Origin of the sequence: Parvibaculum sedimenti (assembly GCF_009184905.1) — a bacterium.
GTDB classification, from domain to species: Bacteria; Pseudomonadota; Alphaproteobacteria; order Parvibaculales; family Parvibaculaceae; genus Parvibaculum; species Parvibaculum sedimenti.
The window spans coordinates 1-1345 of the sequence record NZ_WESC01000033.1; the positions used below are offsets into that span (position 1 = coordinate 1).

Annotated in this window: 1 protein-coding gene; it reads right to left on the bottom strand. The window is 58.7% G+C overall.

Annotated elements, in window-relative coordinates:
* Positions 1–1263 (bottom strand): transposase (locus tag F2P47_RS17500; protein WP_152217681.1); only part of this gene is annotated, 1263 nt, incomplete at its 3' end.
* Between the last annotated feature and the right edge of the window lie 82 nt (positions 1264–1345).

Here is a 1345-nt window from a genome sequence, read left to right on the forward strand (position 1 = left end):
CCTCAAACGCGCCATCCGGAGAATGCGTTTGAGGTGAGCAAAGAGCATCTCGACCTTCTTGCGGCGATGCCGGGAGCGCTCGTAAGCGGGTGTGGCGGCAATCGCTCTGGCGACATCGCGGGCATCTTCGTTGAGATCGCGTGGCACTTTGCGCGCAGGCGTATTCGGGCAGCAACGCTGTTTGAGCTCGCAGGCGTCGCAGTCTTTTTTACTGGCACGATAGAGCCGCGTCCCTTCACTCGTGATCCCCGATCTGGGCGTTGCATAGGTTCGGTGGAACTGCTTGAGCTCTTTGCCTGCCGGGCAGATGTAGAGATCATCCTCGCTGACCCAAGTGAAGTCTGAACGCGAGAAGGTCCCGTCCGTCCTGTTCGACTTATCAAAGACCGGTATATGCGGCGCGATGCCCCTTTCCTTGACCAGCCAAGCGAGATTGTCGGCAGAACCATAAGCCGTATCGGCAACCAGATAGCCTGGCTTCAGTCCGAAGCGGCTCTCGGTTCTGTCGATCATGGTCCGTGATGCGCCGACCTCAGCCTGGCGGATGGCGCGCGTCGCCTCGACATCGAGAATGACGCCATGGTCAGTGTCGATCAGATAGTTGGTGGCATAGGCAAAGAAGGCATGACCTTTATGAGCTCCAGTCCATTGAGCTGCCGGATCGGACGACGAGATGAACTTCGGCGTCACCGGCGAGGCGGCGCCGTATGCCTCGTCGTCAAGAACTGCAAGATACTCTTGGACGGAACGGCTGGCATCGTCTTTGGCCTCCCATTCCGCGCCAGGCACCGAACGTTGCTTGTTGGCGTCGGCGGCAATCAGGCTTGCATCGACAGCAAAACCTTCAGTGCCCACCAGTCCTTGCGCAAGGCAGCGCTCCACCACCGTCTCGAATAGGTGCCGCAGGATGTCGCTCTGCCGGAACCGGCCATGACGGTTCTTCGAGAAGCTGGAATGGTCCGGCACCTTCCCGTCCAGCCCGAGGTGGCAGAACCAGCGATAGGCAAGGTTGAGATGGACCTCCTCGCAGAGCCGCCGTTCTGACCGGATACCCATGCAATAGCCCACGATCAGCATCCGCATCATCAACTCAGGATCAACAGACGGGCGACCTGTGCTGCTATAGAACGGCTTCAACTGCGTTCGCACGCTGTCGAGATCGAGATGACCATCGATCCCGCGCAGCAGATGATCTGCAGGGACGTGATCATCGAGGCAGAAGTCGTAGAAGAGTTGTGCCGGAGCCGTCTGACATCCCATCATCGCCTAATCCTCCGCAAATCGGTCAGAGGATTGAATCACGCGCGCCCATGCGACAGCAATGGCGGAGTTTTTCAACGGTATC